The following is a 22,039-nucleotide window of genomic DNA, read 5'->3' on the forward strand; positions in this document are numbered from 1 at the left end:
CTGGTGGTCCGTCTGAAATTCGGGCGGGCCACCAGTCTGCCACTCAATAATATGCAGGGAGACACGTAATGGCGCTGTTCCTCGTGAACGTGTTGGATGGATTTGTAACTGGTTTGTTGCTTTTCATGCTATGCAGCGGTTTGACACTGATCTTTTCCATGATGGGCGTTCTGAACTTTGCTCATGCCAGTTTTTACATGCTGGGTGCTTATTTCGCCTATCAGATCAGCCTCGTCACCGGGTTCTGGGTCGGCTTGCTTGTCGCGCCATTGATTGTCGGTTTGATCGGAGCTCTGATCGAGCGATACGGGTTAAGGCGAGTTCACAAATACGGGCATGTGCCAGAACTGATCTTTACCTTTGGTCTTGCGCTGCTGATTGAAGAAACGATTCAATTCTTCTGGGGCAAAAGTCAGCTTCCATTCTCGGAACCTGCCGCGCTGGATTTTGCAGCTTTTGCTATCGCTGGAAATGCTTTTCCTGCCTACAAGGTTTTTATGATCGCCGTTGCGATGGGGATCTTCCTGACGCTGCTATACATTCTGACCAAAACCCGTATTGGCATGACCATTCAGGCCGCGCTCAGCTATCCCGAAACCGTGCAGAATCTGGGTCACAACGTACCGCTGGTCTTTATGTGCGTGTTTGGCGTGGGAACCGCGATGGCCGGGCTGGCCGGTGTCATTGCTGGTCCGGTTCTGGGGGTTTTCCCTGGCATGGCCTTGCAGCTGGGTTCGATCGTTTTTGTGACCATTGTGATCGGCGGTCTGGGTTCGCTTTGGGGCGCCCTGGTTGCATCCCTGATTATCGGCTGGCTTCAGACCTTTGCCACCGCCTATGACGTCACGGCCGAACAAGTGCTGACCGCGATCGGCTTTACCAAGCCAGAGATGATCTGGGATCATCCGCTGCAGGACCTTTGGACACTGACGCTGCCTCAGCTTGGTCCGATCTTGCCGTACCTGTTGATGATCATCGTCCTTGTTCTGCGCCCGCAGGGTCTTATGGGGAACCGTGAATCATGAGTATCGCTAGTAAGACGCCCTTAACTGCGGGGACTACCCGGCTGATATCGCTATCGAACGTGATGCCCTGGGCTTTTGCCGCTTTGTTCTTGTTGTGCCTGCCGTTTGTGTTCCAGTCCAGTTCGGCGCTGACGATCATGAACCAGATGGCAATCACCATCGTCTTCGCGCTGAGCTACAACATGTTGCTGGGACAGGGCGGCATGCTGTCCTTTGGTCATGCGGTCTATATGGGTCTTGGCGGGTTCTTCGCCATGCACGTGATGAACATGGTCGAGGACGGGCTGTGGTTGCCTTTGCCGTTTCTTCCGATAGTCGGAGGCTTGTTCGGCATGATCTTCGCCTTCCTGATCGGTAGTTTTTCGACCCGCCGGGCGGGCACTGTATTCGCTATGATCTCGCTTGGTGTCGGAGAGCTGATCGCCGCCTGTTCCGTCATCATCGTCGTGTTCTTTGGCGGCGAAGAAGGCATCTCGGGCGACCGGACCATGGGTCCGCCAGTGTTCGGGTATGAATTCCTTACACAGCAAGAGGTTTATTACCTTACGGTCGTGTGGCTGTTGGTGGCAGCGCTGCTGATGTATCTGTTCTCGCGCACGCCGATCGGGCGGATTGCCAACGCTGTGCGCGACAACGAAGAACGCGCCGAGTTTCTGGGGTATTCCCAGCGCAACGTTCGCTGGATTTCCTTCTGTGCTTCGGGCTTTTTTGCCGGTGTTGCCGGGTCGTTGTTCGCGATCAACTTTGAGATTCTGACCGAGGAAAACCTGAACCTTGCGACGTCCGGCTCGATCCTGCTGATCACCTTCATTGGTGGTGCTGGCTTCTTTGTCGGGCCGATTATCGGGGCGGTCGTGTTCACCTTGCTGCAAACGGTTCTTGGCCTGCATACCGAATTATGGGCGTTGTATCTGGGCATTTTGTTCGTGGCCTGTGTGATGTTCTTCCCGTCTGGTTTTGCCGGGTTGATCGCGATGCATCGACGCCCGCTCGCCTTGGGTAAACTGAAATTGCTGATCAAGCCGTATCTCAAAGTGGCAATCCCTACGATCACGAGTGTCTTGTCCCTGGCCGCCATTTTGGAAATCCTTTTCCACAAGCGCCACGGATACGGTGGCGATCACGAGATGCATCTCTATGGCATTGCCTTTGATAGTGGCGGCTATCAGGCCGTAGCGTTTGCAACAATCATCGCCGCAATCTCCCTCTTCCTAGTGTCGCGCGTTTTGCCGGAAACCCGTGAAGCCTGGGACAATGCGAACCATGCGGAGGATCGGGCATGAGCGCTCCTGCTATTGAGCTAAAAAACCTCGAGAAGAGCTTTGGTCTGGCCAAGATTATCCAAGGCGTGAACCTGCAGATCGCCAAGGGTGAACGCCACGCGGTCATCGGGCCGAACGGGGCCGGGAAATCGACCCTGTTCAACCTGATCACCGGGCGGTTCGCGCCGACCTCGGGCGGAGTGTTTCTGCACGGCGAAGATGTCACCGGATTGAAGCCCTTCGAGATCAACCGCCGCGGCCTCAGCCGATCTTTCCAGATCACCAACATATTTCCCAACATGACCGTGTTCGAAAACATTCGGTGTGGGTTGTTGTGGACAATGGGGTATCGGTATTCTTTTTGGCACATGATTGGCCGCCAGCTGGACGTTACCGAAAAGGCTGACGGTATTCTGACGCAGATCAATCTGAGTTCGCGCCGGAATGAACTGGCTGGCACGCTGGCATATGCCGAGCAGCGCGCGCTTGAGATCGGGATCACGATCGCAGGCGGGGCGGATATCATACTGCTGGACGAACCCTGCGCCGGGATGAGCCATTCGGAAACCGACCTGATCGTCGACCTGATCCGCAACGTGACCGAGGACAAGACGCTTTTGATTGTCGAGCACGACATGGGCGTGATTTTTGATTTGGCGGACAAGATCTCGGTCCTTGTTTATGGCGAAGTGATCGAATCCGACACGCCGGATGTTGTACGCGCATCGGCGAAAGTGAAAGAAGCCTATCTGGGCGCAAGTTTGGAAGAGGAGGCTGTGTAATGCTTCAGGTCACCGACTTGCACGCCTATTACGGCAAGAGCCACATTCTTCAGGGTGTTAACCTTAAGGTGGGCGAGGGCGAAATCGTATCGCTGTTGGGGCGGAACGGGGTTGGGCGGTCTACCACCTGCAAGGCCATCATGGGCGAGGTCGCCCCGCACGGGTCGATCCAGTTCCGCGGCCAGGAGATCGCTGGCCGCAAGAGCTTTGAGATTGCCAAGGCCGGGATTGGTTATGTGCCTGAAAATCGGGATATCTTTCCCGGTCTCACAACTCGCCAGAACCTGATGCTGGGGCTGAAACCCGGCCAAAAGGACGGCGATGGCCGCTGGCGTATCGAGGACATGTTCGAGATGTTTCCGAACCTGCGCAATCGTGCGGATGTGGATGCCTCGGTCATGTCGGGCGGCGAAAAGCAAATGCTGACCATCTGCCGCGCTTTGATGGGCAACCCCGATTTCATCATGATCGACGAGCCGACCGAAGGTCTGGCCCCGAAGATTGTTGAGCAAGTGGGGGATCTGCTGCTGCAGATTGCCGAGCGTGGCGTCTCGATCCTGTTGGTCGAGCAAAAGCTGACCATCGCTTTGCGTGTGACCAACCGGGTTTACGTCATGGGTCACGGGCACATGGTTTACGAAGGCACCCCGCAGGCATTGCGCGAAAATGACGAAATCCGGAAGGAATGGCTGGAGGTCTGAGGTATCGCCGCAGGCATCTTGCTTATAACAAGCCGCGCTGCCGGCATTACCGCAAAACGACTGACGGGAACTCCGCAAATGCAGAGCTCCCTTCTTTTTTGGTGCACCAGATTATTTTTTCAGGAACGGCGCCATTGTCTTAAAGAACTTCTCGCCATAGGGCGGGCGAAGAGCCTTGAAGACGCCATCCATATTGATCTGCTTGAAAATAGCTTTTGCGTGGCTGAACCGTTGGAAGCCATGCAGGCCGTGATAAGCGCCCATGCCACTGTTTCCGACACCGCCAAAGGGCAGGGTGTTCTGGGTCGAATGCATGATGGTCTCGTTGATGCACGCTCCGCCGGAAATGGTGCCTTCCATCACCTGCTCCTGCTCGCCCGCGTCTTTAGCAAATACGTAAGCCGCTAGAGGGCGCGGACGGGTGTTGGCAAAGCTAATGGCCTGATCCAACGAGTCGTAAGGCAGGATGGGAAGGATCGGCCCAAATATTTCGTCCTGCATGACGTCCAGCGCCGGATCGGCGTCGACGATCAGTGTCGGGGGCAGAATTTTCTCATTCGTGGCTGAGAGATCTTCGTTGGCGGGATTGACCTGAACGACTCGCGCCCCTGCCGAGCGTGCCTGCTCCACAAGGCCCTTGAGCCGGTCGAATTGGCGGTCGGTCACGATATGGGTGACATCCGGGTTGCCGGACAGGGTCGGGAAGGCCTCGGCAAGTTTTGCCGCAAGCTGGGTGGCGAATTCTTCCATCTTTGCGCGTGGGACCAAGACATAGTCCGGTGCCAGGCAAACCTGACCCGCATTGAATCCTTTGCCCGCTGCAATCCGGGCGACCGCAAGGTTCATGTCTGCGCTGGGGGCGATGATGGCGGGGTTCTTGCCACCAAGCTCCAGTGTTGTCGGCACCATATGTTCAGCTGCTGCGCGAAGGACGTGCGGGCCAATGCTGCTGGCGCCGGTAAACAGCAGGTGGTCAAAAGGAAGGGCAGTGAACGCCTGTGCGACGTCGACGCCTCCGGTCACAACCACGGCTTCGTGCGGGGCGAAGTTTGCTTCTATCAGCGACTTCAAAAGGTCGGATGTGCGGGGTGTGAACTCTGACGGTTTCAGCATGACCGAGTTGCCTGCCGCAAAGGCTTCGGCCATTGGGCCGATGGCCAGATAGATCGGAAAGTTCCAGGGGCTGACAATAGCAATGACACCCAGGGGTTGATAATGGATGCGACCGCGCGCGCCCAGCAATCCCAGGGGAAACTCGATTTTTGCCTTCTCAGGGCGCATCCAGCGATCAAGGTTGTCCCGCGCGAATTTTAACTGTTTTACCGTGCCAACGATGTCTGCCGCGATCGTTTCATGTTGTGACCGATTGCCAAAATCGGCTGAGATCGCGTCAATCATGGCATCGCGATTATCCAGTACCAGGTCGATTAACCGCGTGATGCGATCCGTACGTTCAGCCGCGTTTGGCGCGCCATTTTCGGCCTGATGGGCTTTTTGTGTCTCCAAAAGCGTCGCGAGGCTCTCGGCGGGGTTGGGTCTATGCTGGTCCAATACGCGTCTCCTGCGGTTGGTTTTGCGGTGCGCAACCGCCTTCCCGTTGGTCTGTGTGCCCGTTCTGTCCCATTGGTCACAAGGGTCGGGTTTCGTTTTTTTGTCGCCGGGCTGCGAAGTCTGCGTTGACATTTATCCGGTGATGTGGAAGGTAAGTGATCGTTCACTAATTAGCAAGAGCGCAGTATGACCCTGACCACAGAAGACAGGTTCAAGACCGGCATGCAGTTGCTGGCGGCCTCAACGACCATCATCACTTCAGAATTCGAAGATTCGCGCGCTGGAATGGCGGCGACGGCGGTATGTTCGCTAACTGCCGATCCGCCAGCTTTGTTGGTTTGCATCAACCGAACAGCGCGAACATATGGCGTCGTCATGGACAGCCGAAAGTTTGCCGTAAACCTCATACCTGATGACATGACCGAGGTTGTCGGTGCCTTTTCGTCGAAAATGGACAAGGAACAACAGTTCCAGGCAGCCGGGACATGGATCAAAGGAGATCTGGGTCTGCCTGTTTTGAAAGAGTCCGTCGTGTCCTTTGAATGCGTGGTCGACAACTGGGCAAACACGAAGACACATGCGGTGTTCTTCGGTATGGTGAAAGAAGTTCACCTGAACCCGGAAAAGTCGGCGCTTATTTATGGGCGCAAGGGATTTCACAAACTCACACCGCTGGAAGGCTGATGTAGGGTCAAAGTGAATTTTCACCTGACCTCGCACGCCCCACACCACCAAAAACGACAATCACGTAACTTAAGAATTGCCGTGATGCCCGGGAGGAGACACCAATGCCGACGCTTGGACAGCTGATCGACCGAAACGCAGACCGCTTTGGGGATCAAGATGCTTATGTGGAACTGGACCGCCGTTGCAGTTGGCGCGAGTTAGGCCAGCGAACAGATGCGCTGGCGCATGCGTTGCGGCCGCTGGATGTCCGCAAGGGTGACAGGGTCGGGGTGATCCTGCCTGACTGCATCGAGGTTGCGGAAACCATAGGCGCTTGCGCCAAGGCCGGTGCGATTCGAGTGGGTCTGAACTATCGCCTTGCCCCGCGCGAGATTGGCGCGCTGATTGACGACGCAGGCTTGGATGTTCTGATCGTGCAGGACACGAAAGTTGCAATCGCCCAAGAGGCACTGACCTTCAGCAAACGCCAGCCGGTGCTGGTGGGAGTTGGTGCGCAGCATACGCTGGAGCGGGATTATGAAACCCTGATCGCATCAGCATCTGATCGCGGAGCCTTCATCCATACCCCGTATGAGCAATTGATGATCTGCTACACCACCGGTTCAACCGGTTTGCCGAAAGGTGCGATCTATCCTCACGCGTTGATGATCGAGTCGATGGGTGTAATCGCTCTGACGGAAGGTGCGGGTCCGGATGATGTCTGGCTGCACGCGATGCCGGCATCGGGCGTTCCGATCATTCACCTGCTGCGTAACATGTTCCACGGCACCAAATGCGCTATTGTCGGCGAATGGAATGCCGAAACGGCGCTTAAGCTTATTGACCGCGAGCAGGCGACGATCTGCGTTCTGGTGCCAACGATGCTGAATGACCTGCTGTCTTCCGGGCTGATCACGCGATACAATTGCTCGTCGATCCGGCAGTTGGGGTATGGGTCTGCGCCAATTCCACCTGCGACGGTGCGGGATGCGCTCAAGGCTTTCGGGTGCAAATTCCTGCAGATGTTTGGCACGACCGAGCTGATGGGCATGGGTATGATGCTGACCGCAACCGATCACGAACGCGCCTTGAAAGACGGGCACAACTGTCTGGAAAGCGCGGGTCGACCACTTTACTACGTGGACGTCCGTGTTGTGGATGAGCAGGGCGATGATCTTCCCAGCGGTGAGGCGGGTGAGCTGCTGATACACTCGCCCTATGTGATACCTGGCTATTGGAACCAAGCGGTGGAGTATTCGGAAACTGTCCGCGATGGTTGGTTGCATACCGGGGATATCGCAGTGATCGATGCAGAGGGTTACGTGCATCTCAAGGACCGGGCAAAGTTCCGTATCAAGTCCGGCGGCTATAACGTGTTCCCGATCGAGGTCGAAAACTGTCTGGCTGAACATGATGCAATCGACGAAGTCAGTGTGTTCGGCTTGCCCGATCCAAAATGGGGGGATCGGATTCATGCCGTTGTCACCCTGAACTCGGATACCGCTGTTAGCGGCGCGGCACTGCGTGAGTACTGCCGGGGTAAGATTGCCAACTTCAAGATCCCGAAAGATATCGAGATTTGGGATGCATTGCCCAAAGGCCCGACAGGTAAAATTCAAAAACGCGAGATCATCGAGATTTGCAGTCGCGACGACCAAAGCGGTGCGGCATAAGCACCGTTCCTGACCGAATGCTCTTGGTCAGGAAATGAAAGTTCGAAAAACAGTGTGAGGCTTGATCGTTGAAATGCGGTCAAGCCTCGTCGTTTCAATGGCCCACCTCAAATGAAGCAGGCCATCCGGTTGAGAAAGTGACCCAGTGAAATCTCTGTCGCTTGCCGCGTGTACCTACGCTTCCATGTGGCGCAGAACCGATCTCTGAAAGTAGGTCAGCGGAGATTCAGCCCCCGGACCAGAGGCCATTTTGCCGACCGTGTATTTGGGCGACATCATCGCACGCTGCATTTTCTCGACGACATATACATCCTCGGTCTGGAAGTCCTGCGTTTCCAGCGGATGCACTTTCCAGTGCGAGCTTTTGATCATGCCGGATACTTTGTCATAGCCGGGGATATCCTTGACGGAACCGCGGCTCGACATCCATGATTTTGCGGCCCAGACATAAGCATGCAACCGTGTCACACCGGCGCTTACAGGTTCCATCACGGATATCGAGTAGGACCACGGGCTTGCCACGATCAGGGTTGTCGGGAACAACATGTAGACGCCGCCATAGCCTTCTTTCTCAGCATGCGGGATTTTCTTCGCGTTCCATTTGTCCATTCGCGTTGACACGAAATTCGGAACACGCGAACGCACGGTTTCGTTTTCAGTCGAGTACCAAACCTGATTGTCGCCATAAGGGTCCCAGATGTTCTTGTCCTGAGTTGGGCCGCCCAGTGTGTTCTTGTGCAGATAGGCCAGGTGGTATCCGTCGATGGCGTTCTCGAAGAACACTTTCCAGTTGCACTGCATTTCATAGGTTACAAGTTCACCGTAAGATATCAGTTCAGGGCTGGTGATGTCGTGCGGCCAGACGACATCTTCCAATCCGCTGAGCCATTCTGACAAGTCCTGATCGGGTTCGGGATTGACAAAGACAATGCCCTTGAAGACCGCGACCGAAGCCCTGTGCAGGCCGTTTTCTTTTTTGTTAATGTCAGGGAAACAGGCTTGCTGGTCGGGGATACCACGCAACGCGCCATCCAGGCCAAAAGTCCACGAGTGATAGGGGCACACGATCGTCTTGCCCGCATTGCCGCAGCCGTGGTCCAACAGTTCGGTTCCGCGATGTCGGCAAATGTTGTGGAACGCACGCAGTTCGCCGTCGTTTCCGCGGATTACGACCAGGGTAAAGTGCCCTGCCTTGGTCGTCATGTAATCGCCCGCATTGGCAACTTTTGACTCGACGCCAGCAAACACCCAGCTGCGCGAAAACAGCTTCTTGTTTTCCTGCGCCAGCCATTCATCTGATGTGTAGGCTTCGGGTGGCAATTCCTGGGTAGCGACCTCTGGCATTTGGTTTGGCTGTTGCATGAAGGATCTCACAAATGGCTGCTAAGTTTTCATTATTGTCAACGTTGACAGGTAACCTTGAGCGCGGCATAAGTCAATGCAAAGTGATCGTTCACTAATTTTGACGATTTGGAAGAAATTGGCCGCAAAAACTGCGGATAATCACGATTTCAAGGGCTCTTGTCCTGAGCCTGATGAAGAGACTGGAAACGCTATGCCGCGCCCGAGCTTAAAACCGCAACGGTCAGAAGAAATCCTTGATGCCTATATGACCTGCGTGGCCCGGTACGGGCTTGATGGCGCCACTCAAGAGCGTGTCGCGGCCGAGGCGGGTGTGAAGCGACCTTTGTTACGGCACTACCTTGGCAATCGTGACCAGATGATTGGTGCGCTAAATCAGCATGTCGCAGACGCGTTCAACAATCTGACATTGGAGTTGGATTGTCATCTTACACAGATCGAAACAGGCGATCAGTTCTTGGAAATCCTATTTGCCGAAGATGAAGAGATCGATCCGCGGCTTGCTGCTGCGTGGCAGGGGTTATCGGCATCAGTCGGGGATCATCCCGGACTTGCGGAGGCGTTGCTGGAAGTCCTGGCACGTTTTGTGGCGGTTCTTGAGAAGTTCCTTGCTCGCGTGTCGCCCGACGCCACACCAGAACGGGTGAAGGCCGTGGCGCAGGGCATTTCAACGATCTTCCTGTCCCTCGATTCACTGGCCGCACTTGATGCGCCGTCAAATTGGCGCACCGAATTGAGGCGGGCGGCTTCATTGCTGACGGAAACTTTGTGATTGCCAAGTCGGGTCGCATCCGACGACGTCAGCGCGGCAGGCCCTCTTCGGTTTGGGCCTGCGTGGACAGCCAGTGACGAAAGCTGCGCAGCGACGGGTCGTCCGACTTGGTTTTCGGCCAAACAAGATAGTAGGCGCCCATCATCTCAACCGCGTCCGGGAAGGCTGCGATCAGTTTGCCTGTCGCGAGGTCCTGTTCGATCAAATAATTGGGCAATAACGCAACGCCAAGACCGTGAACCGCCGCCTGATTGATCGTTGTGTATTGATCGTAAATCGTTCCGGGCAATGCGTCGGGATGGCTTGTCCCCATATGACTGAACCATTCTTGCCAGGCGTGGGGCCGGGTCTGGATGTGCAGCAATGGTAGTTTCAGCAGATCTCGCGGTGATGGCGGCGCGCCTTTGGGCAGCAGGGATGGCGCGCAAACCGGCAATACACTTTCCACACGCAGCAACAGCCGATCCGTGCCGGGCCAATCGGGTTCTCCAAAATGCAGCGCCGCGTCGAAGGGTTCAGCGGTGAAACTGAACGGACGCAGGCGGGTCGACATGTTGATGGTTATTTCCGGGTGCATTCGGGCAAATTCGGGTAATCTGGGCACTAGCCACCGCATTCCGAACGTCGGCAAAATCGCAAGGTTCAAGGTGCCACCAATAGGAGCCATGTGCAGCTTTAGCGAGGCCTGAGCGATCTGGTTCAGGCCTTGCCGAACCTCGGCAACATATTCCTGCGCAACTGGCGTCAGCAGCAGGCGTTTGCGATCCCGACGGATCAGATCGACACCTAGCTGGGCTTCCAATGTTTGCAATTGCCGGCTGACGGCACTTTGGGTCAGGACAAGCTCATCAGCGACCGCAGAAGCCGAGCCTAAGCGATCCAGCGCTTCAAGGGCGCGGAGTGATGAAATTGAGGGGAAGAGGCGGCGTGGCGTTACCATCTATGCGATCTGCTCATGAATTGCCCCGTTATCTTGCAGTTATTTGCGCTTTGTTCAAACATCTTGTTGATTGTCTGCTTCAGTAATTGGCCGGGCCTTAAGTCCTCGTCACTGCCACTGCTGCGCATCATAGATCCACCCTTCCTTATGCTGTCCGGCCCAATAACCGGTCGCAAACAGTTCGGTCATGTATTCGGGGTCGAAGGGTTCCTGCGGCTTTCTTTGAAGTTCCTTGGGGATATAGGTGATATTGGCTTGAAACCCGTCCCGGTTCGCGAGGGTCAGGATGCTTTCGATATTGCCAAGGCTTTGCGAACGGATCAGCATCTCGAACGCGCGGTTAGCCACTGCGGTTGCATTTCCGGGCAAGGGATCGAAACTCGGTTCCAGCGTTTTGTTGTGGATTAACCAAATGCGGTTTTTTTGGTTGCTCAGCCCAGCGTCCCGCAATAGCTGACGCATCTGCAAGTCGTATGGGTAGGCAAAAATCTCGCGGGTCAGACCGCCATCCACATGCAGTTCTTCGCGTTGAACTTCGCCATTGGTCACCTTGATTGTAACTGGTTGGAATACGACAGGTATCGAGACCGAGGCCAAAATTACATCCCGGATCAGCTCCCGTGCGCCCGGTGTGTCGGTTTGGGCCATAGCTCCGATGTTCCACAGCACCGGACGTTCCGCGTCGATGTTGGTGGTGCCGATCAAAAGCTGGCGGCCCAATCTGTGCTGCTCCGCGATCTCGCGGATCAGATCGTCGGTCAGTTCTTGCTTGATTGCCGCTTTCAGTGGCGTTGCTTTGGTCAGAAAACCGCGCCCAAAGACGGTACCCGAAACGTCTAATCGCACGACATCCCGGGTCGCGGTTTCGGTGTAGAACCGCTTCAGGCGGCTGTCATAATCCGGGCCGAGGAATGCGAAGGGCGCAATTAGCGCGCCGGTGGAGATTCCGGTGACCACACCAAAGGAAGGGCGGGTGCCCTTGTCGGTCCAACCATTTAGAACGCCGGCTCCAAAAGCGCCGTGCTGGCCGCCGCCTGACAGCGCAAGAATGTTCAGACCTTGCCCCCTTGGAACCTGTGCTAGCGTCTTGCGCATTTCCGCATTGAGAGTTGCCAGAGGGTCGCGGCTATCATCCTCGAAATACTGGCTGTCCGGGGTTATTCCAACCGGCAGAAAGGTCTCGTAATTCTCGGGCGTCGGCGTAAGTGCTGTCCGATCATAGCTGCCGGCACATGCGGTTAGCATCAGCGCGAGGGCGAAATTGACACAAATCTTGAATGAGGGCATCGGTGAATTGTCTGTTTTGAAAGTGGTGCCGTTCTGTATATTGCCAAGCATATTTTGTTGAGTGCCAAATCTCTGCAGGCGCCTTAATCCAATTGTATCGTTAGGTAATATGCGAGATGACACCGATCGAAACAGCGGACATCGCAAAAAATTGCTTACATGTTTCGGCTGATTTCATTCTTTAAATTGTCATCATTGACAGTCGTTTGCTGTTTGCCTATCTCGTTTCAAAGCACCGTAAGATCGGGCATGTGTTAACCACTGTTGCTGAGGTCAAAACGTTTAGCTTGCCAACCGTGAAGACGACGGCCCTAGGAGGGGACAGCATGCCGCAAATGTACCATGAGTTACCTGCAGAGGCGTATACATCGCAGGAGTGGTTCGACCGAGAACAGCGAGAGATATTCTCAAAAACATGGCGTTTTGCTGGTTTTATGGAAGATTTGCCCGAGCCAGGCCATTATCTTTCGGTTCAGGCGGGATTGAACAACTTGTTCATCGTCATGGGGAGGGATCGCAGGCTGCGGGCCTTCCACAATATCTGCAGACATCGGGGCACCCAATTGATCCGCGCTGTGGGAAAGACCCAAAAAGCGCTGACCTGCCCCTATCACGACTGGACCTATGATCTTGAGGGCAACCTGATCTCGGTCCCGGATGAGCATCGCGAATATAAGTCCGTCGACAAATCCTGCCTTGGCCTGAAACCTGCTTCGGTCGATATCTGGAAGGGTATGTTGTTTGTGCATCCCGACCCGAACGCAGGGTCGATCATGAAATGGTTTGGCGACGTGGACGATAAGGTTGGACCACACGTGCCAGAAGAGCTGGTGGAACACGAGGACACCTCGAACACCTATGAAATCAAAGCCAATTGGAAGATCGTTGTCGAGAATTACATCGACGTCTACCATCTGAGCCACCTTCATTCGAACACCCTACAAATGTATGACCACGCCAATGCGCAATATGGTTGGTACGGGCCGCACTACATCTTTTGGGAACCGCCGGTCGAAGAGTTCGCCAAAGATCAGAACAAAAAGCTTCAGATGCCTCGGGTCGTTCCTGAAGATCAGAATGGTGCATGGGTGCCGATGCTGTTTCCAGGGGTTGGAATTGGCGCGTCTGAGGACGTGTGGAACGTCTTTATCATTACCCCGCTTGCTCCGGACAGGACGCGGATTCTGAACCGGACGCGTGTTGCCAATGCCTCGGGCTGGGAGTTTTCGAAACAGGCCACCCGGTCGGCGTCTTTCTGGAACAATTTTGGTATCAAAGGCAAATATGACGGTGATGATGCGTATGATGAAAACGATCCGATGGCCTCGGGCGATTTCACGCAAGAGGACATCTATGCCTGTGAACAGCAACAGAAATCCCTGACATCGCCCTATTTTGAGGTCGGTCCAGCCGCCGTTGGGGAAAGCCCCGTGGTTCAACACCAAAGGGTCGTTCGCGATTGGTTGCAAGAAGAATGATCAACTCCGACGACCGGTTGTCGATTGCGACCTTGCTGCGGGTCTTCCGCACAAAGATCGCAACGACCTGGGGTCTGACCTTGGTTGCAACGGGGTTGTTTATCTTCCTTCCCCTGTTGATCGGCTATTCGATCGACGGCCTGTCGAATGGGGACTACACGTCGTTCATCCATTTCGGTGTTGCGATGGCAGCGCTGCTGGTTGTGTCGACGTTGCGGCGTGTTTACGACACGCGGGCCTATGGTACGATCCGCGTCGAATTGGGCAAGGCGCAGGCCGAACGGGATGCGGGGCGCGAAGTCTCGGTGCTGAATGCGCGTGTTCTGATGGCCCGCGAGTTGGTTGATTTTCTGGAAAATGAGGCCCCTGAATCGATGGGTGCAGTTGTGCAGGTTCTGGTCTCGGTCGGTATTCTGATGTCCTTTCACGGGGCACTTGCCACCGCCGCAGGGACCGCTGCTGTGATTATCCTGATCATCTTTACCCTGTTTTCGCGTCGCTTCTTCCGCCTGAATGGGCTGTTGAACCACCAGTCAGAAAGACAGGTGACTGCGTTGCAAAGCATGGATCTGAAAAAGATCGGCCAACACTTGTTTCGATTGCGCACGCATGAGGTTCGGTTGTCGGATTCCGAGGCACTTGTCTACGCTGCGATTTTTGCTGTCTTGCTCAGTATGCTGGCCTTCAATCTGTGGTTTGCGGCGACGCAAAGCGGGGCGACGGAAGGGCAGATATTCTCGGTTGTCACCTATTCGTTCGAGTTTGTGCAATCGGTCGTGGTTTTGCCGATGGTCCTGCAAAGCCTCGCGCGCTTGTCCGAGATTACCGAGCGGATCAACGCGCCAGCATCAAAACAGGGTGCCAATGCCTAAACCGTTCAATTCAAACACCCGGCCCATTTCGGGTATCATCACACATCCCGCCCATTCGCTTGGCACGAATTTCGGAGGCTTAAATGACCAGAGATTTTCACCCGCTTGAGGTGCTTGAAACGCGCAACGAGATCGGCGGGCAGGCCAAATCCGTCATGTTCGACGTGCCGCCACATCTGGCCCAAGACTTTGCCTGGCGTGCCGGTCAGCACCTGACCCTTCGCTTTTGGATTAAAGGTGAAGAGGTGCGCAGAAGTTATTCGATCTCGTCTTCGCCCGTCTCAGGGGATCCGCTGCGTATCACCGTCAAACGGGTGAAAAAGGGACTCGTCAGCAACCATATCAACGATACGGTTCAAAAGGGTGATGTGATCGACGTCATGCCGCCATTTGGCTGTTTTTGTCTGGATACAGACCCGGAGGAACGGCGCACACACTACTTCTTTGGGGCTGGCAGTGGCATCACCCCGTTGCATTCCATGCTTCAGTCCGTGCTTTTGGCCGAACCTTGGTCGGTTGCACATCTGGCTTATGGTAATGCGAACGCAGACAGTATCCTGTTCAAAGATGAGTTTGCCGCATACCAGCAGGCTTTTTCTGAACGCCTGACGGTGCATCACCTTTTGTCCAAACCCTCAATGTGGTCCAGTTTCGCTTATTGGCGCCGGGGTGTCATCGACAAGGATGCGATCGAGGCGCTGACCACAGAAAATCCGCCTTATGCCCAGAATGCCCAGTACTACATCTGTGGTCCCGGCGGGATGAACAAAGCGGTTCGAGACGCGCTTATGTCTTTGGATGTGCCTGCCAATCGGATTCACATGGAAAGCTACGGCGGCGTTCAAGAGACCGATGACAGTATCAAGGGCGTTGATGCTGTTGTGGACATAACGCTGAACGGTCAGCGACAATCGGTTAAGATGGCATCCGGTCAGACGATCTTACAAGCTGCTCAACAGGCGGGGTTGGAGCCGCCATATTCCTGCCAGTCTGGGGTCTGCGGCGCGTGCCGGTGTCAGGTGAAAAAGGGCGCAGTTCATATGCGGGCGCGAACCGCTTTGGATGATAATGAGATCGCGAAAGGTGCGGTCCTGTCTTGCCAGGCGGTTGCCACGACGGACAAGCTTGCGGTTAGTTATGATTAACCCGGCCGTTGGCCTGGCCGTCGCCGTCAGGTTTTTTCTTCCAATGTTTCAGCCAGTTTCAGCGCGGCGAAGTAGGACGAATAACCCCATGTTTTTGGCGGTTTAAGCGGAACGAAAGCATCCGTGGTGATAAAAAGGTTTATGATTCCGTGTGCGACGATCTCGCAGGCTTGTTTGTCGGCTTTTGGGTGTGAGGCAAGAACAATATCTATCGCGACCTTGTAAAAAGCCTCCATCGATTCCAGCAACGGTTTGCGAAGCTCCGGGTAGATCTCAATCGAGTTGACGAGTGCCTGGTAACAAATGTTTATCCGGGGATCCATCTCACCGTCAGAGTTGAACAGGGCCTCGATCAGATTGCGGACATCGGGATGTTCGTCCAGCGCAACGCGCAATGTTTCGGTCTGTTTGCTGAACGTTTCGACGACATGCTCACCTAGCGCCAGAACCATGGCTTTGCGGTTGCCAAGGTGATGGCGGATCAGTGGGCGCTTCAGCCCGGCTTGTGCCGCGATATGTTCAAGTGTGGCCCCTTCGACGCCGTAGCGAACGACGCACGACATAAAGGCATCGAGGACTTCTTTTTTACGTTGATCTTGTACCGAGGGGCGACCCATGCGATTACCCTTACACAGAAACGGAATTTTAGAGATATCTTAGTTGAAATTGACTGTCAATACTGACAGTCAATTTAAGTTTAGAGTGTCTACCACTCTTCAGCGCTTTCTACATTAGTGCCCATCGTTCCAGACGATAATCAAACGCAAGCAGTGTTCAAGCTTCCCGGTGGGGCGACCTGTTTGGGGCGGTGGGTCTAGGCGAAAAGCCCAAGCCTTTCTCCGCCCGCCGCATCCGCAAATCTGTTGAGATTTGGGAACAGAGTGTTCAATGCCGAAGGTTGCACACCAAACCAAAGAGACAGGTCAGCATAAAGTTGATCGGTCGAGGTCGTTGGAATCAAAACGCCGTCGCCTACATCAAGCGCGTTGTCGCTGGCTAGGCCAAGTTCGGGGTAGTCCCCCAGAATCTGCCCACCTTTGACAGAATTTCCCATAACGAGGGTATTGCCCCCCCAACCATGATCCGTACCGTTGCCATTCGACGTCAGCGTCCGGCCGAAATCTGATCCCGTGAACGTCACAACACGATCCGCCAAGCCCATATCGTCAAGCGTTGCCTGAAACGCTCCCAACGCTTCGGACAAAACGCGCAGCATACGGGCATGGTTCGCCAACAGTTCATCATGATGGTCCCAGCCGATATAGCGCACAAAAAACGTTTGCTGCTCGTGACCCAGCCGGTCCGAGGCAGCAATCGTTTTGGCGACCATGCGCAATTGCTGTGCAAGGTCCGAAGACGGGAAGGACCGGGGTATCTTGATCCCGCGGGTCGCTGATTTGAACGTCTCGTGTTTGGACTGCGCGTCGCGGGTCAGGTTCAGATATGTCGCGCGGAAGGGATCGCCGTTTTGATCGGCGTTCATCATTCGGTTGAAACTGTCCAAAAGCAGATCGTTGAGTGGGCTCTTCTCTTCTTTCACATACAGACCGACGCTGCCTTTGTCTGTGATTGAATATGGCAAGTCGATCTTGCCGTTTTGCGCAATGTTGTTTCCGGCCAATGAGATGTTCATTCCGATCTCGTGCGCCGACTTTGAGGGCTGCAGGTCGTCGGCAAAGAACCCGAACCATCCGACATTCACACGCAGATCCGGGCGCGAGGTTTGCCAATGTTTGAACTGGTCTGCGTGGCTCAACAGTCCTAGGGGGAGTGCGGCCGAGCCGTCATAGAACTGCTCTTTCCGGACCTGTTCGACCAAGGGCCCAACATTGGCGACAAAAGAGAGGCGCCTTTGATCGAACAGCTCGGCCATTTCGGGCATCGACGGGTGCAGGCCAAAGCTGCGGCCCAGCCGATCTTTGGGCGTATCCAAGTCCAGCAGCTCACCTCGCGAAAGGGCAAGATTCGCCCGCGTTTCCGAGTATTGGCCATGCGCGATTTTGTCCTTTGGTACCAGCATGTTGAAGCTGTCATTGCCGCCATCCAGCATAACAAAAACAAGCGCCCTGCGGGCGGGCTTGATCATTCCCGTCCCAGCTTGCGCCAAGCCGGGCAGGGCGGCACCCATCAATGCGCCAGTTGCGGCAACACCGGTCGAGGCCAAAAACTGCCGGCGCGTAAAGGATTTGGTCAGCATGGGCTCAGGTCTCCTGCACGGTGAATTCTGGGGAAACGGCAATCATGAAGGCGATGGTCTGCACCACCCATTCGGGATTGTCCGCATACTGCACATAGGCTTGCTTGATCCGTTTGCGCACTACGGCATCAGTCCGACCGGTCAATAGGACCGAAATCCGATCTATCAGCTCATCATGACGGCCTCGGTTCTTTGCTATTTTGATCTCTTCGCTCAGATCGAAGCTCAGCGCGTTCTTGGAATTGGCCCATAGCGTATCGGGGTCAAACTCCATCACCATCATCTGCTCGGGACCCGCGCCGATCTGGGTCGAAACCAGCGGGAGATAGCCGCCAAAGAACCAGTAGTAGATGTTGTTGACATAAGCGACCGAGGTTGCGGCCGTGTGCAGCTCAAACTCGGGAGCGCGAAGGCCCATCTTCTGCAATGCGCCATGAGGGGTGAAATCGGGTTTGTAGAAATTGAACACAGTGGGCGCGGACAGTGGATGCATCTGCAGCGCCTCTTGAATGTCATCACCCAGCAGCCACAGCTTGCCGGTCTGGTTATGCGCTCCAAACGCAATCAGAACCTGCGTGACGCGATGCAGGGGCGATTTCAGCTTTTGGGACTGTACTATTTTTGTCGGGGATTTGTATGCCGACGGCAGACGTTTAGCGGCAACCTCATTGGTCAATGGGTAGGTCAGGATTGTGCGAACTGCGCTTTTCAGATCTCCGTTTGGGCCAAATGCCTGCGACACCGCTTCGACATAGGCGGGCGAGGGATTGGAGGTGACCAGCCGGTTGATCAGATGGGTTGCGATGAACGGCGCGGTCGAAGGGTGGGCAACCAGTTGGTCGATGGTCGAACGGATTTCTTTTGGGCCGGACTGATCGCCGGGCAAGGTCAGACGACCGTTCAGCAGGGATTTTGCGCCACGGTCGTGAAAGGCTTCTTCCACGATCATCGGTTTGGTCGCGTCAATGAAGGGCACTGTCTTATAGGCCTTTTCGACCCCATCATCGAACTGAACTGGATAACCATTATAGCTGTCTTCCCAGAACGATGTGTTCCACTCGTATTCATAGGCCGCGGGCAGCAAGCCGGTGAAGACCCGAGCCAGTTCCTTGATGTCGCGATTGTCATAGGTCGGGATCGGATCCCCACTGGCATCCAGTTTTTCCGTGCCATCGGGGTTCAGTTCGAACAAGCCAATGGAAAACAGCTGCATGATCTCACGCGCATAGTTTTCATCCGGATGGATGTTCTTGGCCTCGTTCGCCTTTTGATTGGTCATATGCGACAGGTAGATACCCATCATCGGGTGCATCGACACATCGTACAGAAGGTCTGAATAACTGCCGAACGCGTGCTTATAGAGCAGGTCATAGTAATTCGCCATCCCGATGGCATCCAGCTCCAGCGAAGATGCGTCCGAAATAACCAGAATCTCGGACAGCGCCTGCGCAACACGCTGACGCAACAGGTCGTCGCGCTGCGTCAGCGTGTGGTTCCACCAGGCCATGTGGAAATACCATTTATAGGGTAGGGCGGGGTTGTTGCCGTCGCCGTTGATCGCCCATTCGCCATGCGCGCGTTTTAGGCGCTTTCGGAAGCTCTTCCAAATCTTGCGAGTGGACTTTTCGAACGGCCCTTTGTTACCGATCGAGGCGTTTAGCTGATCATCCAACCAGCGTTCCGGGCCGGTCTTGCTGACCTGATGCAGTAATCTCTGATCGGCCCCAAGCGTGGCCTGCATCAAGAATTGACTGGTGTCTTCCAAGGATGACTTCATGGTGGATGGCGGTCCTTTAGATCTTACGACAGTAACTGGGATTGGCATAAGATGTCATTTGAGACAAAATAAAACTTAGCCCCGCCGTTTCAACTCGAAGAATTCGATATCCGCAAAAAAAATGCCCCGTTTCCGGGGCAGTTGGGGTCAAATTTGAAAGGTAGCTTTAGTTTGCGTAATTCATTTTCAAACCAAGCGATGAGGTATTGCCATCGTATTCAATCGCTGCGTCTTCGAACGCCGGCAACGATCTGACGCCTGCGCCCTTGGAATATGCCCAACCTTCTTGCGGGATCGGCCCTTTCATCTCGAACTGGCCGTTGTCGTTCTGGTCATGATGTATCATGATCGCAAGCTGTCCGGGTTTCTGGTTCTCGAGCGTTCCGGAAACTGTGCTACCTGAGGCGGGGATCTTCGCGTAGCCTACGATTTTCGCCATCTGGCTTTGGTCGAACGCGGTCTTATCGTCAAAGGCCAGGATGTGAAGGACGCCTCCGCGTCTAGAATCGACACCAGAGATATCGATCTGTATATCCCCGGCCGCCGCCTGAGATGCTGCAAGAGCCATAAGGCCAGCGATGAATGCAGTTTTGGTCATTGAGTTTCTCCTGAACAGTTAACCGATGTAAATTCCAAACAGACGCCATGCGAGATCCTGCACGACGTAAAGCAGCCCGAAGGTGAACCACATGATCGTGATGGCGTAGAAAAGCGGCGGGTTTTCTCGGCTGTCGATTGTTTCAATCAAAAAGGCCTGGCCGGTCATGAAGGATGAGGCGGCCCACCACATGAACAGCAACCCCCAGATCGCGTAGACCTGAAACCATGTGGCCAACAGCAAACATAAGAAGATGATCCAAGAAAGGGGGTGGGATTTGAGGTATTGCATTGAACTTCTCTATCTATTTTCGGGGTTTGTGCCCGCATCAAAGTGGGCACGACGATGGGTTACCTATGCCTCAAAAAACTGCGTGGCTTTGAAGAGGCTGTGTAATATTCTGGCTTGCCGCCATTGCTGATCAGTTGAAGTTCCGTCCACGCGGGCGACCTGCCAGCTGTTTAGTCATGGATTGCCTGAAGCTGGTCGAACTGCGCCTTGTCCAACCGGTAGAACATCAGGGCAACAATCGAGGCCATGTATATGACGAGGCTAAGGCAGGCATAGTTCCATCCCAGTGCACGGGTGACCTCGGGGGTCAGGTTCGATTGATCTGGCGATTCCGGAAAGCCAACATATGCCAGAAACATTCCTGAGATCGCTAACCCGCCAGCCGTCCCTGCCTTAAGCACGAATGTGATGACCGATGTGATGATCCCTTCGTTCTGGAAGCCGTTCTGGCTGATACCCAATTCAACGACGTCTGCGGTCATCGACGTCAACAGGGACGTGGTCCAGACAATCAGGATGATTTGCAGAATGCCGTGAACAAACAGCAGCCAGATCAAAAGCTCGGTGCCATTTGCAGGGAAGAACCCGATTTCACGCAGCACGTAAGGGGCAACACCCACAATTGCCGAGAGGATCGACAGGTAGATCGCGCTCGACTTTTTGTCGCCGGATCCTGCGATGGGTTTCAGGGTTACGCCCGCAATCAAAGCGCCGATCAGGTTGGCCATCAGGATCAGAGCTATTTGGTCATTGTTCAGCTCCCAGAAGAACGAGGTCAGGTAGGTCCACAAAGCTGCTCCGATCCCGGCGCCCACAGCGAAAATGGCCGAGCTTACAAATATGGCAAGTAATGCGGGCAGCTTGAACGCCGCGAAAAACTGTCTGAAGAACCCTGAGATGCTGTAAGTCGCCACATGCGAAATATCCAGCATTCTATTCTGCCATTTGCGCGTGCCCAAGGCGGTGACAGTGATAGCCAGCGCTATGAGGATTGCGCCGACAAGGCCTGCTTCCTGATAGCCGGCCTGGTTGAGGATGCCGTAAGGCATCGTGTCAGTCGGAACCAACCAGATCACATACATCGCGATGACCATGATCTGACCAGCAATCCAAGTGACCGAGACCTTGAGGCCAGACAACATGGTTCGTCCGCCATAGTCCTTGGTCAACTCTGGCACCATCGCGTTGTGTGGTACATCAAACAACGTCATCGCCGTCCGCAGAAGGATCGTTGTGATCAGCAGGAACCAGAACAGCTGGGTCTCTGAGGTCAGTGCTGCAGGTGGGTTCCAAATTAACCAGAAAAGGAGCGCGACAGGTATGATCGCCGCGTAGATGAACGGGTGGCGCTTGCCGGCACGAGAACGCGTGTTATCCGACAAGTAACCGACAACAGGATCGGACACAGCGTCGAACATCAGAGCAATGAAAAGCGCAAACCCCACCGTCTCGGCCGGAAGGCCGATGACCAGATTGTAGTAGATAAGCAGGAAAAAGCTCAGCCCGTTCGACAAGATGCCGTTGGCTATGCCGCCCGCCCCGTAAAACAGTTGCATGCTGACCGGTGGGCTTTCAGTACTGGTGTTCATTTTCTCCTCCGGATCTTCTTGCAGCAAAACGGTGAGTGATCGATCACTCAAAGCAGATCACAAGGATCGTT

At 54.8% G+C, this 22,039-nt stretch carries 20 protein-coding genes; 10 read left to right on the forward strand and 10 right to left on the reverse strand.

What is annotated here, in order from left to right; translation table 11 throughout:
* The first annotated feature begins 68 nt into the window (after positions 1-68).
* From AC2FLJ_RS13190 to AC2FLJ_RS13205, 4 genes are read left to right on the forward strand one after another with little or no spacing between them, the layout of a single operon-like run.
* Positions 69-1,025 carry a branched-chain amino acid ABC transporter permease gene (locus tag AC2FLJ_RS13190; RefSeq protein WP_109311132.1) on the forward strand — a complete coding sequence of 319 codons (957 nt, stop codon included), beginning with the start codon at positions 69-71 and terminating at the stop codon, positions 1,023-1,025.
* On the forward strand, positions 1,022-2,308 hold the full coding sequence (locus AC2FLJ_RS13195) for a branched-chain amino acid ABC transporter permease (protein ID WP_496706187.1): 1,287 nt from the start codon (positions 1,022-1,024) through the stop codon (positions 2,306-2,308). The genes AC2FLJ_RS13190 and AC2FLJ_RS13195 overlap by 4 nt, the downstream gene beginning before the upstream one ends.
* Complete coding sequence (locus tag AC2FLJ_RS13200; protein ID WP_496698024.1) at positions 2,305-3,069, forward strand: ABC transporter ATP-binding protein; 765 nt, start codon at positions 2,305-2,307, stop codon at positions 3,067-3,069. Before AC2FLJ_RS13195 ends, AC2FLJ_RS13200 begins: the two co-directional genes overlap by 4 nt.
* Positions 3,069-3,770, forward strand: a complete 702-nt coding sequence (locus tag AC2FLJ_RS13205; RefSeq protein ID WP_496706189.1) for an ABC transporter ATP-binding protein — start codon at positions 3,069-3,071, stop codon at positions 3,768-3,770. The genes AC2FLJ_RS13200 and AC2FLJ_RS13205 overlap by 1 nt, the downstream gene beginning before the upstream one ends.
* A gap of 111 nt (positions 3,771-3,881) precedes the next feature.
* Here the strand turns inward: AC2FLJ_RS13205 and AC2FLJ_RS13210 are convergent, their stop codons facing one another.
* Complete coding sequence (locus tag AC2FLJ_RS13210; RefSeq protein ID WP_496706191.1) at positions 3,882-5,321, reverse strand: coniferyl aldehyde dehydrogenase; 1,440 nt, start codon at positions 5,319-5,321, stop codon at positions 3,882-3,884.
* 186 nt (positions 5,322-5,507) lie between these two features.
* On the opposite strand from AC2FLJ_RS13210, the gene AC2FLJ_RS13215 reads away from it, so the two are divergent.
* Together AC2FLJ_RS13215 and AC2FLJ_RS13220 are read left to right on the forward strand one after the other, a co-directional pair.
* Entirely contained in the window at positions 5,508-6,005 is a 498-nt protein-coding gene (locus AC2FLJ_RS13215) for a flavin reductase family protein (RefSeq protein ID WP_109311127.1), read from the forward strand.
* Positions 6,006-6,109: 104 nt separating this feature from the next.
* Complete coding sequence (locus tag AC2FLJ_RS13220; RefSeq protein WP_496698018.1) at positions 6,110-7,660, forward strand: class I adenylate-forming enzyme family protein; 1,551 nt, start codon at positions 6,110-6,112, stop codon at positions 7,658-7,660.
* 174 nt (positions 7,661-7,834) lie between these two features.
* On the opposite strand, the gene AC2FLJ_RS13225 is transcribed toward AC2FLJ_RS13220, so the two are convergent.
* Entirely contained in the window at positions 7,835-9,022 is a 1,188-nt protein-coding gene (locus AC2FLJ_RS13225; protein WP_496698016.1) for an aromatic ring-hydroxylating oxygenase subunit alpha, read from the reverse strand.
* Positions 9,023-9,215: 193 nt separating this feature from the next.
* On the opposite strand from AC2FLJ_RS13225, the gene AC2FLJ_RS13230 reads away from it, so the two are divergent.
* Complete coding sequence (locus tag AC2FLJ_RS13230) at positions 9,216-9,794, forward strand: TetR/AcrR family transcriptional regulator (RefSeq protein WP_496706194.1); 579 nt, start codon at positions 9,216-9,218, stop codon at positions 9,792-9,794.
* 28 nt (positions 9,795-9,822) lie between these two features.
* Here the strand turns inward: AC2FLJ_RS13230 and AC2FLJ_RS13235 are convergent, their stop codons facing one another.
* The gene (locus tag AC2FLJ_RS13235) at positions 9,823-10,734 is read right to left on the reverse strand and encodes a LysR family transcriptional regulator (protein ID WP_109311124.1); all 912 of its coding nucleotides are present in this window, start codon (positions 10,732-10,734) and stop codon (positions 9,823-9,825) included.
* Positions 10,735-10,842: 108 nt separating this feature from the next.
* Positions 10,843-12,021, reverse strand: a complete 1,179-nt coding sequence (locus tag AC2FLJ_RS13240) for a patatin-like phospholipase family protein (RefSeq protein ID WP_496706196.1) — start codon at positions 12,019-12,021, stop codon at positions 10,843-10,845.
* A 326-nt stretch (positions 12,022-12,347) separates the two neighbouring features.
* Between AC2FLJ_RS13240 and AC2FLJ_RS13245 the strand changes: the two genes are divergently transcribed.
* From AC2FLJ_RS13245 to AC2FLJ_RS13255, 3 genes are all read left to right on the forward strand, one after another.
* On the forward strand, positions 12,348-13,499 hold the full coding sequence (locus AC2FLJ_RS13245; protein ID WP_496698010.1) for an aromatic ring-hydroxylating oxygenase subunit alpha: 1,152 nt from the start codon (positions 12,348-12,350) through the stop codon (positions 13,497-13,499).
* Complete coding sequence (locus AC2FLJ_RS13250) at positions 13,496-14,371, forward strand: ABC transporter six-transmembrane domain-containing protein (protein WP_496706199.1); 876 nt, start codon at positions 13,496-13,498, stop codon at positions 14,369-14,371. The genes AC2FLJ_RS13245 and AC2FLJ_RS13250 overlap by 4 nt, the downstream gene beginning before the upstream one ends.
* An 83-nt stretch (positions 14,372-14,454) precedes the next feature.
* Positions 14,455-15,516 carry a 2Fe-2S iron-sulfur cluster-binding protein gene (locus tag AC2FLJ_RS13255; RefSeq protein ID WP_496698007.1) on the forward strand — a complete coding sequence of 354 codons (1,062 nt, stop codon included), beginning with the start codon at positions 14,455-14,457 and terminating at the stop codon, positions 15,514-15,516.
* A gap of 26 nt (positions 15,517-15,542) precedes the next feature.
* On the opposite strand, the gene AC2FLJ_RS13260 is transcribed toward AC2FLJ_RS13255, so the two are convergent.
* The 6 genes from AC2FLJ_RS13260 to AC2FLJ_RS13285 form a co-directional block, all read right to left on the reverse strand.
* Positions 15,543-16,133: a TetR/AcrR family transcriptional regulator gene (locus AC2FLJ_RS13260; protein WP_058276671.1), complete on the reverse strand. Its 591-nt coding sequence runs from the start codon at positions 16,131-16,133 to the stop codon at positions 15,543-15,545.
* A gap of 197 nt (positions 16,134-16,330) precedes the next feature.
* Entirely contained in the window at positions 16,331-17,713 is a 1,383-nt protein-coding gene (locus tag AC2FLJ_RS13265) for a DUF1501 domain-containing protein (RefSeq protein WP_496698005.1), read from the reverse strand.
* 4 nt (positions 17,714-17,717) lie between these two features.
* Positions 17,718-19,490, reverse strand: a complete 1,773-nt coding sequence (locus AC2FLJ_RS13270; protein ID WP_496706202.1) for a DUF1800 family protein — start codon at positions 19,488-19,490, stop codon at positions 17,718-17,720.
* A gap of 166 nt (positions 19,491-19,656) precedes the next feature.
* On the reverse strand, positions 19,657-20,088 hold the full coding sequence (locus AC2FLJ_RS13275) for a DUF2141 domain-containing protein (RefSeq protein ID WP_496698002.1): 432 nt from the start codon (positions 20,086-20,088) through the stop codon (positions 19,657-19,659).
* Between the two features lie 18 nt (positions 20,089-20,106).
* Positions 20,107-20,379, reverse strand: coding sequence for a hypothetical protein (locus AC2FLJ_RS13280; protein WP_496698000.1), 273 nt, complete (start codon positions 20,377-20,379; stop codon positions 20,107-20,109).
* 170 nt (positions 20,380-20,549) lie between these two features.
* Positions 20,550-21,968, reverse strand: a complete 1,419-nt coding sequence (locus AC2FLJ_RS13285; protein WP_496706205.1) for an MFS transporter — start codon at positions 21,966-21,968, stop codon at positions 20,550-20,552.
* Positions 21,969-22,039 lie beyond the last annotated feature (71 nt).

The sequence above is a fragment of the Ruegeria sp. CDSA034 genome (genome assembly GCF_059612275.1).